Raw genomic sequence first — 14,164 nt, 5'->3', positions numbered from 1 at the left:
CCCGTACGCCGCCGCAAATAATATTTCACTCACAGTCAGCAGTGGTTTGCCCGACGGCCCTTGGGACACGCGGGCTCTCGACGTACTGGCTGTGCACCAGTACCGTCACGAAACCCCCGTGCGGCGTCTATCCCCTTGGCGCCACATCCGCATCATGGACGACCATGGAGTTGCGGAAGGCTTGAAGGACCGCTTGGGAAGGAGGCGTCCATGGGATCGGTACGCAAGGCGAGTGCCTGGCTGGGCCTCGTCGACGACAACGATGACGAGCGTTACTACGACGACGACTACGCCGAGGGCCAGGACCAGGGCGATGCCTGGGTGACGGACCCTCGTGTCCAGGTCGCGTCCGACACGGCCGAGGAGAAGGGTCGCCGCATCGGCACGGTGACCCCGGACAGCTTCCGGGACGCCCGGGCCATCGGCGAACTCTTCCGGGACGGCGTCCCGGTCATCATGAACCTCACCAACATGGAGCCCGGCGACGCCAAGCGCGTCGTGGACTTCGCGGCCGGTCTGATCTTCGGTCTGCGCGGTTCCATCGACCGGGTCTCCAGCCGGGTCTTCCTGCTGACCCCGGCGGACACGGAGATCGTCAGCGGCGAGGCCGCGAGCCGGCAGCAGGGCGGATTCTTCAACCAGAGCTGAGGCAGGGCCGGTCACCGGCCCTGCCCGCTTCGGGCCTGCTCACCGGAAGGCGTCGAGCCCGGTGAGCGCCTTGCCCAGCACGAGCTGGTGCATCTCGGCGGTCCCCTCGTAGGTGAGCACCGACTCCAGATTCGTGGCGTGCCGCATCACGGGGTACTCCAGGGAGATCCCGTTGGCGCCGAGGATCGTCCGCGCGGTCCGGCAGATCTCGATCGCCTCGCGCACGTTGTTGAGCTTGCCGAAGCTGATCTGCTCGGGACGCAGTCGTCCCGCGTCCATCCGCCGCCCCAGATGGTGGGCGAGCAGGATCCCCTTGTGCAGTTCGACCGCCATGTCGGCGAGTTTGGCCTGGGTGAGCTGGAACCCGCCGATGGGCCGGCCGAACTGTTCCCTGCTTTTCGCGTACTCGACGGCGGTCTCGAAGCACGAGCGGGCCGCGCCCATCGCGCCCCACACGATGCCGTACCGGGCGTGGGAGAGACAGCCGAGCGGTCCCTTGAGGCCGACCACGCCGGGCAGTACGGCGTCGGCGGGCAGCCGCACGTCGTCGAGGACGAGTTCGCTGGTGACCGAGGCCCGCAGGGACCACTTGTGCTTGATCTCCGGCGCGGAGAAGCCGGGGGTGCCGGCGGGCACGAGGAACCCGCGGATCCCCTCGTCGGTGTGCGCCCACACGACGGCGACCCCGGCGACCGAGCCGTTGGTGATCCACATCTTGCGGCCGTTGAGGACCCAGTCGGAGCCGTCGCGCTTGGCGTAGGTGCGCATCGAGGCAGGGTCGGAGCCATGGTCGGGCTCGGTGAGCCCGAAGCAGCCGATGACCTCGCCGGCAGCCATGCGGGGCAGCCACTGCTGCTTCTGCTCCTCGCTGCCGAACCGGTGCACGGCGTACATGGCGAGGGAGCCTTGGACGGAGACGAGGGAGCGGATCCCGGAGTCGGCGGCCTCCAGCTCCAGGCAGGCCAGGCCGTACTGCACCGCGCTTGCCCCCGCGCAGCCGTAGCCGCTGAGCGACATGCCGAGCGCGCCCAGCGAGCCGAGCTCCCGGGCGAGCCCCCGGATCCCCGGCAGCTCGCCCTGTTCGTACCACTCGGCGATGTGCGGCAGCACGCGCTCCGCCGCCCAGGTGCGCACGGTGTCGCGGATGGCCAGGTCCTCGGCGTCCAGCAGGTCGTCGATCCCCAGCGGATCGGCGGGGTCGAAGGGCGGCAACGTCGGGGTCATGGGGCAGCCTCCGTGACACTGAAAACTAGCAGCGCTAGCCAGGAGTGGACGGGGCCGACGGTACGACGCGCCGGGCCGCGCGTCCAGTACCGGTCTCCCTCCCGGGGATCAGCCGGGGGCCGTACGGGGCCCGAGCGGCCCGCTGTCACGGGCCCTGCGGCGGCCCCGCGCACGCGTCGGTCACGCCGAGACGCGGACTTCCTCGGCCTTGCGCGGTGACGGCACGGCGGGCTCGCCCTCCGTGACCGCCGGCTCGCAGTGCATGACGCGCGGGAGCCGCAGTGCCAGCACCGCGCCCAGCATCAGCAGCCCGGCACTGACCAGGAGCGTCACATGCAGGCCGTGGACGAAGGAGTCGCGCGCCGCGTGACGCAGCGCGCTGCCCCGCGCGCCGCCGAGGCGGCCCGCCACCTCGTAGGCCTCGCCGAGCGAATGACCGGCGGCGCGGCTCGCCGACGCGGGAACCCCAGGCACCGAGGACAGGCCGGGCGTGTACGCGGCGTTCATCACGCTGCCCAGCAGCGCTATCCCGATGCCGGCGCCCAGCTGGTACGAGGTCTCGCCGATGGCCGCGGCCCCGCCGGACTGCGCCTGCGGAGCCTCGCTCAGCATCGACTCGTACGCGCCGAACAGGGTCGTCTCCAGCCCGAAGCCGAGCAGGACGAAACCGAACAGAAGCAGCCCGGGATTGTCGTCGCCGCCCATCAGGGTCAGCGTGAGCACGGCGACGGTGGTCAGACAGAAGCCGGACGTCACCATCAGGCGGGGGCCGAGGCGCTGCAGCAGCTGCGAGCCCACCAGGCCGGCCGCCATCGCCGCGAACGTCAGCGGCAGCAGCCGCAGCCCCGTCTGCAACGGCGACAGGCGCAGCACCAGCTGCAGATACTGGGCCGCGATCAGTTCGAGGCCGACCAGGGCCAGCATCGCCAGCACGATGCAGCCGACCGAGGTGCCGAACGCCGGGCGGCCGAACATCCGCAGATCGACCAGGGGGTGGGTGCGGCGCCGCTGCCGCCGGACGAAGGCGATCAGCAGTGCGGCGCCCGCAAGCAGCGGGAGCAGGGTGAAGGGGCCGAGCGGCGGCTGCCCGGCGCCGAGCCGCTTCACGGCGAACACCAGGGCGAAGAGGCCGCCCGCCGCCATGAGGGCGCCGAACACGTCCCAGGGGCCCTCGCCGTCGCCCTTCGACTCCGGCAGCAGCAGCCGCCCGACCGGCAGGCTGACCAGCATCAGCGGGATGTTGATCAGGAAGACCGAGCCCCACCAGAAGTGTTCGAGGAGGAATCCGCCGAGCAGCGGCCCGATCGCCGCGCCCACCGCGGCCACCGCGCTCCAGATGCCGATCGCCACCGCCCGCTCGCGCCGGTCGGGGAAGACCTGGCGCAGGATGGACAGGGTCGCGGGCATGATCATCGCGCCGCCCACACCGAGCAGCGCCCGTGCCCCGATCAGCACCTGTGCGTCGTGGGCGAGGGCCGCCGCTCCGGAGGCGATCCCGAACAGGCCGTAGCCGAGCAGCAGCACACGCCTGCGGCCGACGCGGTCGCCCAGCGTGCCGAAGAGGATCAGCAGCGAGGCGCAGACGAGTGGGTAGATGTCGACGATCCAGAGCAGTTCCGTCGCACCGGGCTTGAGATCCTCGGTGACGGCGGGCATCGCGACATGCAGCACGGTGGCGTCGACGGCGACGAGCAGCAGGCTCGCGCAGAGGACGACGAGGACGACCCATCGGCTCGCACCCGCCCCGGCCGCCCGGCCCCGCGACATGGCGGCGGCCGTGGTCGTCCCGGACATAGAGGTACCTCCAAGATGATCCCTCGCTCCGGCGGATCCACGGGGATGGGGACGGCCCCGCGACCGTACCGGGAGAGCGGTTCCCGGTGGGGACGCAAACGAAGCGAGCGAGTCGCCAGCGTACGCGAGTTCCCCGAAGGGTCGCGTGGCGGACCTCTCACGTTCTCCCGGAGATCGTGTGGCGTACGCCACCTCACCCACGACTCCCCACGTGCTGGAAGCGGCTCCGGTTCCCGTCGCCCTTGATAATCGGGCGAATGGACGATCTTGCCCGGCGCACGACGCCGCCCCCCGCCGGCGCCCTGCGCCGGGCCGCCCCCGCCCTCCTGGGGTACGCGGCCGTCCGTGCCGTGGGCCTCGTCGTGCTCGCCCTGTGGAGCGCGGCGCGGGGCACGAGCCCGCACACACTGCTCGCCGCGCGCTGGGACTCGCTCTGGTACACCAGGGTCGCCGCCCTCGGCTACGGCTACGAGGTCCGCCTCCCGAACGGCGACGTGCACTCGAACCTGGCGTTCTTCCCGCTGCTGCCCTGGCTGGAGCGGCTCGGCGCGGCGGTGACCCCGCTGTCGTACGCCGACGCGGGACTCGCCGTCGCCACACTCGCCTCGCTCGCCGCGGCCTGGGGGATCTTCGCCGTCGCGGAGCATGTGCACGACCGCCGGACGGGCGTCTGCCTGGTGCTCGTGTGGGCGGTGCTGCCGGTCGGGATCGTGCAGTCGATGGCGTACAGCGAGTCCCTCTTCACCGCGCTCGCCGCCTGGTCGCTGTACGCGGTCCTGACCGGCCGCTGGGTGACGGCGGGGGTGCTCGCCTCGCTCGCCGGTCTGACCCGGCCGGTGGGCGCGGCCGTGGTCGCGGCGGTGTGGGTGGCGGCGGTCACCTCGTTCGTGGACGACCGGCGCGCGCCCCGGGCGGACGGCGTTCCATGGATGCGCCGGGCGCTCGGCATGCTGATCTCCCCGCTCGGGGCCGCCGGTTACGTTCTGTGGGTCGGACACCGCACCGGCCGTGGTCCGCTCGGATATCTCGACGTCCAGGCGGGGTGGCGCAACGGATTCGACGGCGGTTATGCCTTCGCCCGTTTCATCGCGGGCAAGTTCACCTCCGTCCCCGGCGCCCTGGCCGGCGTGGGACTGATCGTCGGGGTGGCGGCGATCGTCTGGCTGTACGTGGTGTGCGTCCGGCAGCGCCAGCCGCTGCCGTTGCTCGTGTACACGGGCGTGGTCACCGCGCTCGCCCTGTGCGCGTCAAGCTACTTCGGCTCGAAACCACGTCTGTTGCTGCCCGCTTTCCCCCTTTTGCTGCCCCTCGCCCGGGCGCTGACCCGAGTGCGTCCCGCCAGGTCCGCGGTGGTACTCGGCGGTGTCGCCCTGGCGTCGACCGCGTACGGAGCGTTCTGGCTGAACGGTTCCGGTCCACCATGATCCACTCCGCTCCGCACGGTGAGCGGTCGGGTAATTCCGCCCCAGCATTCGGTGAACGAATAGATAAGGGGCATATAACCAAGGCCCTCGGCGATCAATGGAATTGAAGGACGAGCGCCACACCGATAACAGAATCCGTAGAAATAAACCCCCTGTTGAGAGGAATCCCACATCACATCGTCATCACAAACCCGGTGATTCGGCCGGGCCCACAGCTCACTCGCTGTAACGTCGATTGAGTGCGTACCGAACGAAAGCTGAGCCGTCTGGACCGGGTCTTCGCCCGGTTGGACCGCGAGCCTGAACGACCGGCCGACATTGACGTGCCCCGGATGAGCCGGCACCGAGTGGTTCTCTTCTCGGCGACCCTGGCCTTCTACACGGCAATCGTCTGGGCCGTCGTCGTCTCCTCCTGGCTGGTCCGGCTCGACTGGCAGGTCATGTTCTTCCGGCCGTACCAGCAGTGGCCGCAGATCCACGCGTTCCTCGACTACTACGTGGTGCTGGGCCAGCGCGGCCCCACCGCGGTGATGGTCGCGTCCTGGCTGGGCTGGCGTTCATGGCGGCAGCACACCCTGCGTCCGCTGCTCTCGCTGGGCGCCGCGCTGCTCCTGCTCAACATCACGGTGGGCGCCGCCAAGTACGGGATGGGCCGCCTCGGTCCGCACTACGCGACCGTCATCGGGTCCAACGAGATGTGGCGGGGCGGCGATATATTCCCTTCGGGCCACACCGCGAACGCGGTGGTGACCTGGGGCATCCTGGCCTATCTGGCCTCGACGCCGCGGGCCAGGCGCTGGCTGTCCGCGCTCTCCGCGGTGACCTCCCTGGGCGTCGGTCTGACCACGGTCTACCTCGGCACGCACTGGCTGAGCGACGTGCTCCTCGGCTGGGCCGCGGGGCTGCTGATCCTGCTGGCCCTGCCCTGGTTCGAGCCGCTGATCGCCCGCACCGAGACGGCCATCCTCGACCTGCGGGACCGTCGGCGCGTCGGCCGTGCCCTCCCGGCGCCCGTCCCGGCCCCCGTGGCCGCGTCCCCGCGGGCGTCCACCCCCCGCAAGGCGCCGGTGGCCGGCGAGGCCTCGGCCCGGGAGCCGGTGCCCGCCACCCGGGCGGCCCGGCCGCCGGTCTATCTGGCGCCCGGTCCGCACACCACCCGCGGGGAGCGCACCCCGGTCACCCCGGCCGGCAGTCGCCGCCCGCCGCAACCGGAGCGGGTGCCGCGCGGCACCGCGCCGGCCCGCCCGCTCGCGGGCGGCTGAGCACACCCGGCGGGGACCGGTACGCACAACCTCCCCGCACGCCAAGGCCCCGGCTCGCAACGAGCCGGGGCCTTCGGCGTGTCAGCCCTTCCAGCAGCGTCTGACCCTGCCGTCGGCGACCTCGAAGTTCAGCCGTCCCTCGACGTACTCCATGGTGATGATCGTGCCCGGCGCCAGCGAGCGGACCGTGCCCCAGCCGCGCTCACGGGCCAGCCGCTCGGCCCGGTGCGCCTCCATGCCTACGTATGCCTCCGGGGAGTCCTCGCGTCGGGCGTCCGGAGTGGGAATGGGTGCCATGACGCCACGTTAGGCCGCGGGCCCTCGTCAGGGAAGTGCGGACCGTTCACCCCACAGGTCACTCATCCCTCTCCGGTCACGCTTCTGTCACAGAATCACGACACCCGTTTCGGCCCGGAACCGTCACACGTACGAGGGGTTCCGCATGCGCCACGCACCACTTCGAACGCAATTCGGATCCGGTTCCCGCACGCTCGGAAGAAGTTCGTAATAACCCGGCGGAAAGCATGGTCCGCAGTTCACTCCCGGCTCTTTCCATTCGGATTCGGGAATCGCGCGCATCAGCTGACTCCGCATAAGAAGCACACGGCTTCGGCACAGAATCCCCGCACGCGCGGTCGCAGCGTGGGCGGGGACGCGCGCCATGGCGTGAGCCCGCGTGGACGCCCGGCCGCGGGACATGGCGGGCCCGGTACGCGAGGAGCGAGGGGCAGCGATGGGGACGGACACCGCACAGGCGGCCGCGGGCGCCCTGGGGACGACGCCGCGGCAACGACGGGGGCGGCGGGTGGTCGACTGGCTGACCACCACCGACCACAAGCAGATCGGCCACCTGTATCTGGTCACGTCCTTCGCGTTCTTCCTGGTCGGCGGGGTCATGGCGCTGCTGATGCGGGCCGAACTGGCCCGGCCTGGGCTCCAGATCATGAGCGCGACCCAGTACAACCAGCTGTTCACTATGCACGGCACGATCATGCTGCTGCTGTTCGCGACCCCGACCTTCGCGGGCTTCGCGAACGAGATCATGCCGCTGCAGATCGGCTCCCCCGATGTGGCCTTCCCACGGCTGAACATGCTCTCGTTCTGGCTGTTCCTGTTCGGCGGGCTGATCGTGCTCGGCTCGCTGCTGACCCCGGAGGGCGCCGCCGACTTCGGCTGGTTCGCCTACGCGCCGCTCAACGACCTCAACCACACTCCGGGCGTCGGCGCCGACATGTGGATCATGGGCCTCGCGATGGCGGGGTTCGGGACGATCCTCGGCGCGGTGAACTTCCTGACGACGATCGTCGGGATGCGCGCGCCGGGCATGACGATGTTCCGGATGCCGATCTTCACCTGGAACACGCTGTTCACGTCGATCCTCATCCTGATGGCGTTCCCCGTGCTGGCCGCGGCGCTGCTGGTCCTGGAGGCGGACCGGCGGTTCGGCTCCCAGGTGTTCGAGGCGGCGAACGGCGGGGCGCTGCTGTGGCAGCACCTGTTCTGGTTCTTCGGCCATCCCGAGGTCTACATCATCGCGCTGCCGTTCTTCGGGATCATCACGGAGATCCTCCCGGTCTTCAGCCGCAAGCCGGTCTTCGGCTATCTGACGCTGGTCGGCGCCACGATGGCCATCACGGGGCTGTCGGTGGTCGTCTGGGCGCACCACATGTTCGCGACGGGCGCGGTGCTGCTGCCGTACTTCTCCTTCATGTCGTTCATGATCGCGGTGCCGACGGGCGTGAAGTTCTTCAACTGGAGCGGCACGATGCTCCGGGGCTCCCTGTCCTTCGAGACGCCGATGCTGTGGGCGACCGGCTTCCTGGTGTCGTTCCTGTTCGGCGGGCTGACCGGGGTGATCCTGGCGTCGCCGCCGCTGGACTTCCATGTCACCGACACCTACTTCGTGGTCGCCCACTTCCACTACGTCGTCTTCGGCACGGTCGTCTTCGCGACCTTCGGCGGCTTCTACTTCTGGTGGCCCAAGTTCACCGGGAAGATGCTGGACGAACGCCTCGGCAAGATCCACTTCTGGACGCTGTTCATCGGCTTCCACGTCACGTTCCTGGTGCAGCACTGGCTGGGCGCCGAGGGCATGCCGCGCCGGTACGCGGACTATCTGGCCGCCGACGGCTTCACCGCGCTCAACACGGTCTCCACGATCGGCGCGTTCCTGCTCGGCATGTCGACGCTGCCGTTCCTCTACAACGTCTGGCGGACCGCGTCCTACGGCACCAAGGTCCAGGTCGACGACCCCTGGGGGTTCGGCCGGTCCCTGGAGTGGGCGACGTCCTGCCCGCCGCCGCGGCACAACTTCGTCACGCTGCCCCGGATCCGCTCGGAGTCCCCGGCGTTCGATCTGCACCATCCCCAGCACGCCCCCCGGGCCCCTCAGCCCGAGCCAAAGCGGCATCAAGCCGGTCACGAGCCGTCCTGAGGGTGTCGACGAGTTCGGCAGGCTCCAGCACCTCGAACGGCAGGCCGGTCATCAGGATGTGAATCACCATCACATCGAGGCTCGGGGCGCCCGTGCGCAGCAGACAGCTGCCGTCGGTCTCCGCCTGGAGCACGCCCGCCGACGGTGAGATCCGCTCGGCCGCCTCGGTCAGCGGCACCAGCAGCCGCACCATGGCATGGGTGGGGTACACGGCCGTGGAGACGCCCCGCGAGACATACGCGGCGAGGTCGTCCGCCGGGGGTGTGCGCGGGGTGAAGCGGGGGCCGTGCGGCGGCTTGGGGGTGATGCGGTCGACGCGGAAGGTGCGCCAGTCCTCCCGGTCGAGGTCCCACGCGACCAGGTACCAGCGCCGCTCGGTGCACACGAGGCGGTGCGGTTCGACCGCACGGCGGGTCAGGGAGCCGGTGGCGGTCCTCCCGCCCGGGCCGGAGCGGTCGCCGTACTCGAAGCACAGCCGCTCCGCGTCCCGGCACAGATGCGCGAGCTCCGTGAGGACGGCCGGGTCGACGGTGGCGGCCCGGGGGCCGCGCAGCATGGGCACGGTGAACGCGTTGAGGGCGGACACCCGGCGGCGCAGCCGGTCGGGCAGCACCTGTTCGAGTTTGGCGAGGGCGCGTACGGAGGACTCGCCGATGCCCTCGATCCCCTGCCCGGCGGCCGTGCGCAGCCCCACCGCCACGGCCACCGCCTCCTCGTCGTCCAGCAGCAGCGGGGGCAGTTCGGCGCCCGCGCCGAGCCGGTAGCCGCCGCCGGTGCCCGGACCCGCGTTGACGGGGTAGCCCAGCTCCCGCAGCCGGTCCACGTCCCGGCGCACGGTGCGGGCGCTGACGCCGAGGCGCCCGGCGAGATCCGCCCCGGACCACTCGCGGTGGGTCTGGAGCAGGGACAGCAGGCGCAGCAGTCGGGCCGAGGTCTCCAGCATGGTCCGAGTCTGACAGCCCTTGCGGACAACGACTGTCCGCAAGGAGCATCAGCCCGTCGCGCTCACGGTCACCGACAGATCGTTGTCGACCGTGTAGTACGGCCAGGCCTCGACCTCGCCGTTCTCCGCCCGCACGGCGGCCCTCGGATAGCGGAACACCGGCTTCTTGTCCGCGACGTCGTCGAGCAGCCGGGCGATCCGCACCTGCGGACCCTCGGCGCCGGCCGGGCGCAGCCACAGGTCCCAGATGCCGGGGCCGAGCGGCGCGTAGGGCACGGTGAAGCCGAACTCCGCCTCCCGCACGGTGACGTCGGCGCGCAGCACGGACCGCGGGCCGCCCCGCTCGCGGACCTCGGCATAGGCCTCCGGGGCCAGCCCGGTGCCGTACACCCGGCCGCTCACCTCCAGCTCGTCCTCGCCGATGCGGAGGTCGCCCGCCTCGGCGTGCGGGGCGCGCAGCCAGCTGCGCACGGCGAGGGTGCCGTCCTTGGCGGTGTACGGGATGCGGACGGCGATCCGGTCCGCCGTGTCGCCGGGCGCCCGGTCCACCAGGGAGCGCAGATCGCTGACGCCGGGGGAGAGGCGGCGCGGCTCGTCGTCGCCGAACCGCGCGTAGGCGTCCCAGCGGCCCTCGGGCAGGTCGACGCCGCTGGGCAGGGCGGCGCGCAGCCGGCCGCTCTCGGCGGGGGCCAGCGGCAGCGCGGTCTCCTCGCCGTCGCGGCGGCGCAGCACCAGGTGGGCGGGGTCGGTCACCCCGGTGCCGGCGATGTCGAAGGTCAGTCCGCCCGCGGTGTCCGCGACACAGTCGGCGCGCAGCGGCGCGGCGGAGTGTTCGTGCCGGGTGCCCGGCGTCTGGGTCATCATGCGGGGCGCCCCCTTCTCAGTGCGCCGCGCCCGGCGGTGCGGACGGCCTGGGCACCGCCGAGCAGTGCCGCCCGAGTGCGGTGCAGCGAGCCGCGCAACCGGCTGCCGTGCGGGGCGGTACCGGTGAACAGGGACACATAGCGTTCGGCGATACGGGCCGGGTCGAAGCGTGCGGAGGCGTGCAGGGCCGCCGCCGCCATCCGCTGCCGCAGCGCGTCGTCGTTGATCAGCTCCAGGAGCCCGGCGGCGACGGCGTCGGCGCTGCCGGACTCGACCAGGCGTCCGTCGACGCCGTCGTGGATGATCTCGCGGGGTCCGTGCGGGCAGTCGGTGGAGACCACGGGCAGTCCGCAGCGCATGGCCTCGACGATCGTCATGCCAAAGGACTCCGTGCGGGAGGTGACGGCGGCGAGGGAGCCCTTGGCCCACTCGGGCTCGATGGGGTGGGCGGGGCCCATGAGATAGACGTGGTTGTAGAGGCCGAGGCGGTCGACGAGGGCGCGCAGCTCCTCCTTCTGCGGACCGCTGCCGTAGATGCGCAGCCGCCAGTCGGGCCGCTCGGCGCGTACCCGGTCGAAGGCGGTGACGAGCAGGTCGTAGCGCTTGACGGGGTCGAGCCGGCCGGCCGCCACGACCCACTTGGCGGTGCCGTCGGCGGGGGCGACGGGAGGGGCGGGGACGGGGTTGGGGAGGGCCTCGATCCGGACGCCGGGCAGCCGCATCCGGGCGCGGTAGGCGCCCGCGTCCGCCTCGGTGGTCGTGGTGAGGGCGTCCAGGCTCGGGTAGGCGCCGCGCAGGACCACGCGCAGGGCCTTGGAGTGGCTGTCCAGGGTGAGGTGCTCCTGACCGACGCGGAGCGGGCCGCGGCGGGTCTGACGGGCGAGGTGCACATTGAGGCCGGGGCGGGTGGCGACCACGACGTCGGCCTCGGTGGCCGCGAGGTGCTCACCGATGCGGCAGTCGGTGAGGAGGCTGTACTGCCGGTAGCGGCCCTCCGAGCGCGGGAAGATCCGTGCGGGCCGCGCCAGCTCGGGGCGGCCGTGGTCGGGGCCGTCCGCGCGCAGGTCGACCAGGTGGCGCAGCCGGACGCGGGGGTCGGGCACGAAGACGGGCTCCTCGCGGTGGCGGAAGACCGAGACGATCTCCACGTCGTGGTGCTCGGCCAGGGCGCTCGCGAGGTTGTACGTCGTGCGGTTCGTCCCTCCGATCCCGTAGGCGTTGTGTATCAGGAAGGAAATGTGCATGCGTCCCTGGATTCCTCGTGCGTTCCCTTGCCGTTTCGATTAGACACCTGAGGCACGGGGGCCCGCCGGACAGCATGGCCATGTTGTGCCGCAACGGTTGTCCCATCGGTAGCCGGTGCCGGGAACCTCGGGACCGGGAATCGCACCAGGGCGCGTACGCCGGACGGGGCCGGAACGCAGCGGGGCCCCGACGTCGCCGTACGGGACGTCGGGGCCCGGGAGCCGAGCCGGTCAGAGAGCGAGTCGCTGTCCGGGCACGATCAGGTCGGGGTCACCGCCGATGACCGCCTTGTTGCGCGCGTAGATCCGCTGCCAGGTGGTGCCGTGCCGCTCGGCGATGTCACTGAGGGTGTCGCCGCTGCGGACGGTGTAGTCGCCGCGGGACGTCCCGCGAGCGGTGTGTCCCGTCGAGGGCTCCGGCGCCTTCGACGACTGCTTCGACGGGGCGGACTCGGTGCTCGCGGACTCCGAGACCTGGCGCGAGGCGTGCGCGGTCCCCGAGGACGAGTGTGTGGTCGTGGCGCCCGAGGCTCCGGGCGCGCCTCCGCTCGCTCCGGCACGCCCGGAGCAGACGGGCCATGCGCCCCAGCCCTGCGCCTGCTGAACCTTGGTGGCGACGGCGATCTGGGCCTCCCTGGAGGCCTGGTCGGCGGTCTGGGCGTAGGCGGAGCCGCCGTACGCGCGCCAGGTGCCGGCGGAGAACTGCAGTCCCCCGTAGTAGCCGTTGCCGGTGTTGATGTGCCAGTTCCCGCCGCTCTCGCACTGGGCGATACGGTCCCACACCCCGCCGTCGGCCGCGGCGGCGTCGCCGGTGGCGGCGAGCAGTCCGAGCGGGGCGAGCAGGGCCGCTCCGGCGAGGACCGCCGTCGTACGGGTCGTGCGGGTCTTACGGGTGTTATCGGCACATTCAGACATGTAATTCCCTCTCCACATACCCGAGGTCCCCCCAAGGCGGAGCACGTCGGCCGCGCGTGGAACGCGGTCGTCGCGCGCCGCCCCGTCCACCGGAAGTGGTGCTGCGCGCCGGCTGTGCGGCGCGACCGGTGGACGTTCCCGGGCGGTGCTAGTTGCACACGGCGGAGGAATGTAAGGAGGTTGGGCGCCTCGGATCAACCAACTCCCTGTCATTCCAGGCCAGTTAGCTGTTACCGGGGGTATCGCAGATTTCCGGCCAACCCTTTCATTCGCTGATTTCAGGATTTTTCGACCACCGTCCACCGGCTTCTGTGACTCACTTCACGCGACCAACTCCCTTGACCAACCGGGCAGTTAACGGTGAGTAACGTATTCCGGCCGCGCCCTCACCGTGCGCGTCGGATGGTTCGATTCCGTTCGCCCTCGGGCGTGACTCCGGCCACAGATCGTCCGTTGTCTTCTTCATGAGCCGGGAACCCCCGGGCTCATGGGCCGGGAGCCACCCGGCACTGTCACGCACCGCATCCCGAGGGAGCCACCCGTGCCGCGCATGCTCGACGTCAGCGACGCCGTACGCGCCGAGATCGGCGACGAAGAAGCCGATCGGCTGCTCGCCGGAGAGAACGCCCCGGGCAGTTACGACTGCACCTCCTGCCGCACCCCGGGCGACTCCGAGCAGGAGCGCACCAGCACCGTTCTGTTCATCGGCGAGGAGACCGCCGTCCTCGCCTTCGCCCATGCCTCCTGCCTGCCCTCCCAGGTCGTCCAGGTCACGGAGGAGCAGTTGCAGGGCGCCGTCCGCTCCATCACCGCCGAGACGGGAGGCGTCCAGGGCGCCCCCGAACAGGCGGTGCTGGGCGTCACCAGCGGACTCGTCCTGATCGCCGGGGAGTTGCACCCGGCGCTCGTCGTGGAGCCGACCGCGCCCATCGTGCGCCCCGGCGGCACCGGAGTCGGCGACGACTTCCTGCCCCTGCTCATCGAGCAGGGCTTCATGCCCCTCACCCAGATCGTCTCGGTGCCGCCCGTACTGCACGGCTGGTCGGTGCTGCTCGCCGTGGGCCAGCTGCACGCGGTACTGCAACCCGGCGGCAACGGCGGGCAGCCGATCGCCTGGTGGCAGGCGCACCAGCCGCTCCAGGTCACCGACGGCTGGCGGGCGGCCGCCAACAAGCACCAGCAGGTGCTGATGTTCGCCGCGCCGGTGGGCTCGATCGGCCGCCAGCCGCGGGAGGACCTGCTGCGGGACGCGCTGGACAAGGCGGCGGCGAACGGGAAGCTCGTCGCCGCCGCCCTGCCGCTCGCGGGCACCTGAGGCGCGGGCCCGTACACCGGGCGCGGGGCCGCCGCGACACTCGCGCGGCACCCCGCGCCCGACACCGTCCCGCGCCCGGAGCGGCGCGCCGCCCGTC

General features: G+C 71.5%; 12 protein-coding genes. 5 read left to right on the top strand and 7 right to left on the bottom strand.

The features are described 5' to 3' along the window. Nucleotides 1–210: 210 nt before the first annotated feature. Nucleotides 211–648 carry a cell division protein SepF gene (locus tag ACFYX0_RS18790; protein ID WP_311696706.1) on the top strand — a complete coding sequence of 146 codons (438 nt, stop codon included), beginning with the start codon at nt 211–213 and terminating at the stop codon, nt 646–648. Nucleotides 649–687: 39 nt separating this feature from the next. Here ACFYX0_RS18790 and ACFYX0_RS18785 read toward each other — a convergent pair whose 3' ends face one another. Beyond that, nucleotides 688–1,872, bottom strand: coding sequence for an acyl-CoA dehydrogenase family protein (locus tag ACFYX0_RS18785; RefSeq protein WP_388971501.1), 1,185 nt, complete (start codon nt 1,870–1,872; stop codon nt 688–690). Between the two features lie 180 nt (nt 1,873–2,052). Further along, entirely contained in the window at nt 2,053–3,666 is a 1,614-nt protein-coding gene (locus tag ACFYX0_RS18780; protein ID WP_388971499.1) for an MFS transporter, read from the bottom strand. A gap of 257 nt (nt 3,667–3,923) precedes the next feature. Here ACFYX0_RS18780 and ACFYX0_RS18775 point away from each other — a divergent pair, with 257 nt between their 5' ends. Then, nucleotides 3,924–5,090, top strand: coding sequence for a hypothetical protein (locus tag ACFYX0_RS18775; RefSeq protein WP_388971497.1), 1,167 nt, complete (start codon nt 3,924–3,926; stop codon nt 5,088–5,090). A gap of 239 nt (nt 5,091–5,329) precedes the next feature. Further along, nucleotides 5,330–6,352, top strand: a complete 1,023-nt coding sequence (locus ACFYX0_RS18770) for a phosphatase PAP2 family protein (RefSeq protein ID WP_355908766.1) — start codon at nt 5,330–5,332, stop codon at nt 6,350–6,352. 81 nt (nt 6,353–6,433) lie between these two features. Here ACFYX0_RS18770 and ACFYX0_RS18765 read toward each other — a convergent pair whose 3' ends face one another. Further along, on the bottom strand, nt 6,434–6,649 hold the full coding sequence (locus tag ACFYX0_RS18765; RefSeq protein ID WP_311696701.1) for an I78 family peptidase inhibitor: 216 nt from the start codon (nt 6,647–6,649) through the stop codon (nt 6,434–6,436). A gap of 436 nt (nt 6,650–7,085) precedes the next feature. Between ACFYX0_RS18765 and ctaD the strand changes: the two genes are divergently transcribed. Then, complete coding sequence (gene ctaD / locus ACFYX0_RS18760; protein WP_388971495.1) at nt 7,086–8,786, top strand: cytochrome c oxidase subunit I; 1,701 nt, start codon at nt 7,086–7,088, stop codon at nt 8,784–8,786. Here the strand turns inward: ctaD and ACFYX0_RS18755 are convergent. From ACFYX0_RS18755 to ACFYX0_RS18740, 4 genes are all read right to left on the bottom strand, one after another. Then, nucleotides 8,668–9,729 (bottom strand): helix-turn-helix transcriptional regulator, encoded by a 1,062-nt coding sequence (locus ACFYX0_RS18755; RefSeq protein WP_388971493.1) that lies wholly within the window; start codon nt 9,727–9,729, stop codon nt 8,668–8,670. The genes ctaD and ACFYX0_RS18755 overlap by 119 nt on opposite strands. Before the next feature lie 48 nt (nt 9,730–9,777). Beyond that, complete coding sequence (locus ACFYX0_RS18750) at nt 9,778–10,593, bottom strand: hypothetical protein (protein WP_388971491.1); 816 nt, start codon at nt 10,591–10,593, stop codon at nt 9,778–9,780. Continuing rightward, on the bottom strand, nt 10,590–11,837 hold the full coding sequence (locus ACFYX0_RS18745; RefSeq protein ID WP_388971489.1) for a glycosyltransferase family 4 protein: 1,248 nt from the start codon (nt 11,835–11,837) through the stop codon (nt 10,590–10,592). Before ACFYX0_RS18745 ends, ACFYX0_RS18750 begins: the two co-directional genes overlap by 4 nt. Nucleotides 11,838–12,068: 231 nt before the next feature. Further along, nucleotides 12,069–12,752 carry a transglycosylase family protein gene (locus tag ACFYX0_RS18740; protein ID WP_388971487.1) on the bottom strand — a complete coding sequence of 228 codons (684 nt, stop codon included), beginning with the start codon at nt 12,750–12,752 and terminating at the stop codon, nt 12,069–12,071. 541 nt (nt 12,753–13,293) lie between these two features. Here ACFYX0_RS18740 and ACFYX0_RS18735 point away from each other — a divergent pair. Continuing rightward, nucleotides 13,294–14,067: a hypothetical protein gene (locus tag ACFYX0_RS18735; RefSeq protein ID WP_388971486.1), complete on the top strand. Its 774-nt coding sequence runs from the start codon at nt 13,294–13,296 to the stop codon at nt 14,065–14,067. Nucleotides 14,068–14,164: the final 97 nt, after the last annotated feature.

Source organism: Streptomyces sp. NPDC002573, assembly GCF_042889625.1.
Lineage (GTDB): Bacteria > Actinomycetota > Actinomycetes > Streptomycetales > Streptomycetaceae > Streptomyces > Streptomyces gibsoniae.
This window is presented reverse-complemented; position numbering and strand designations above follow the sequence as displayed.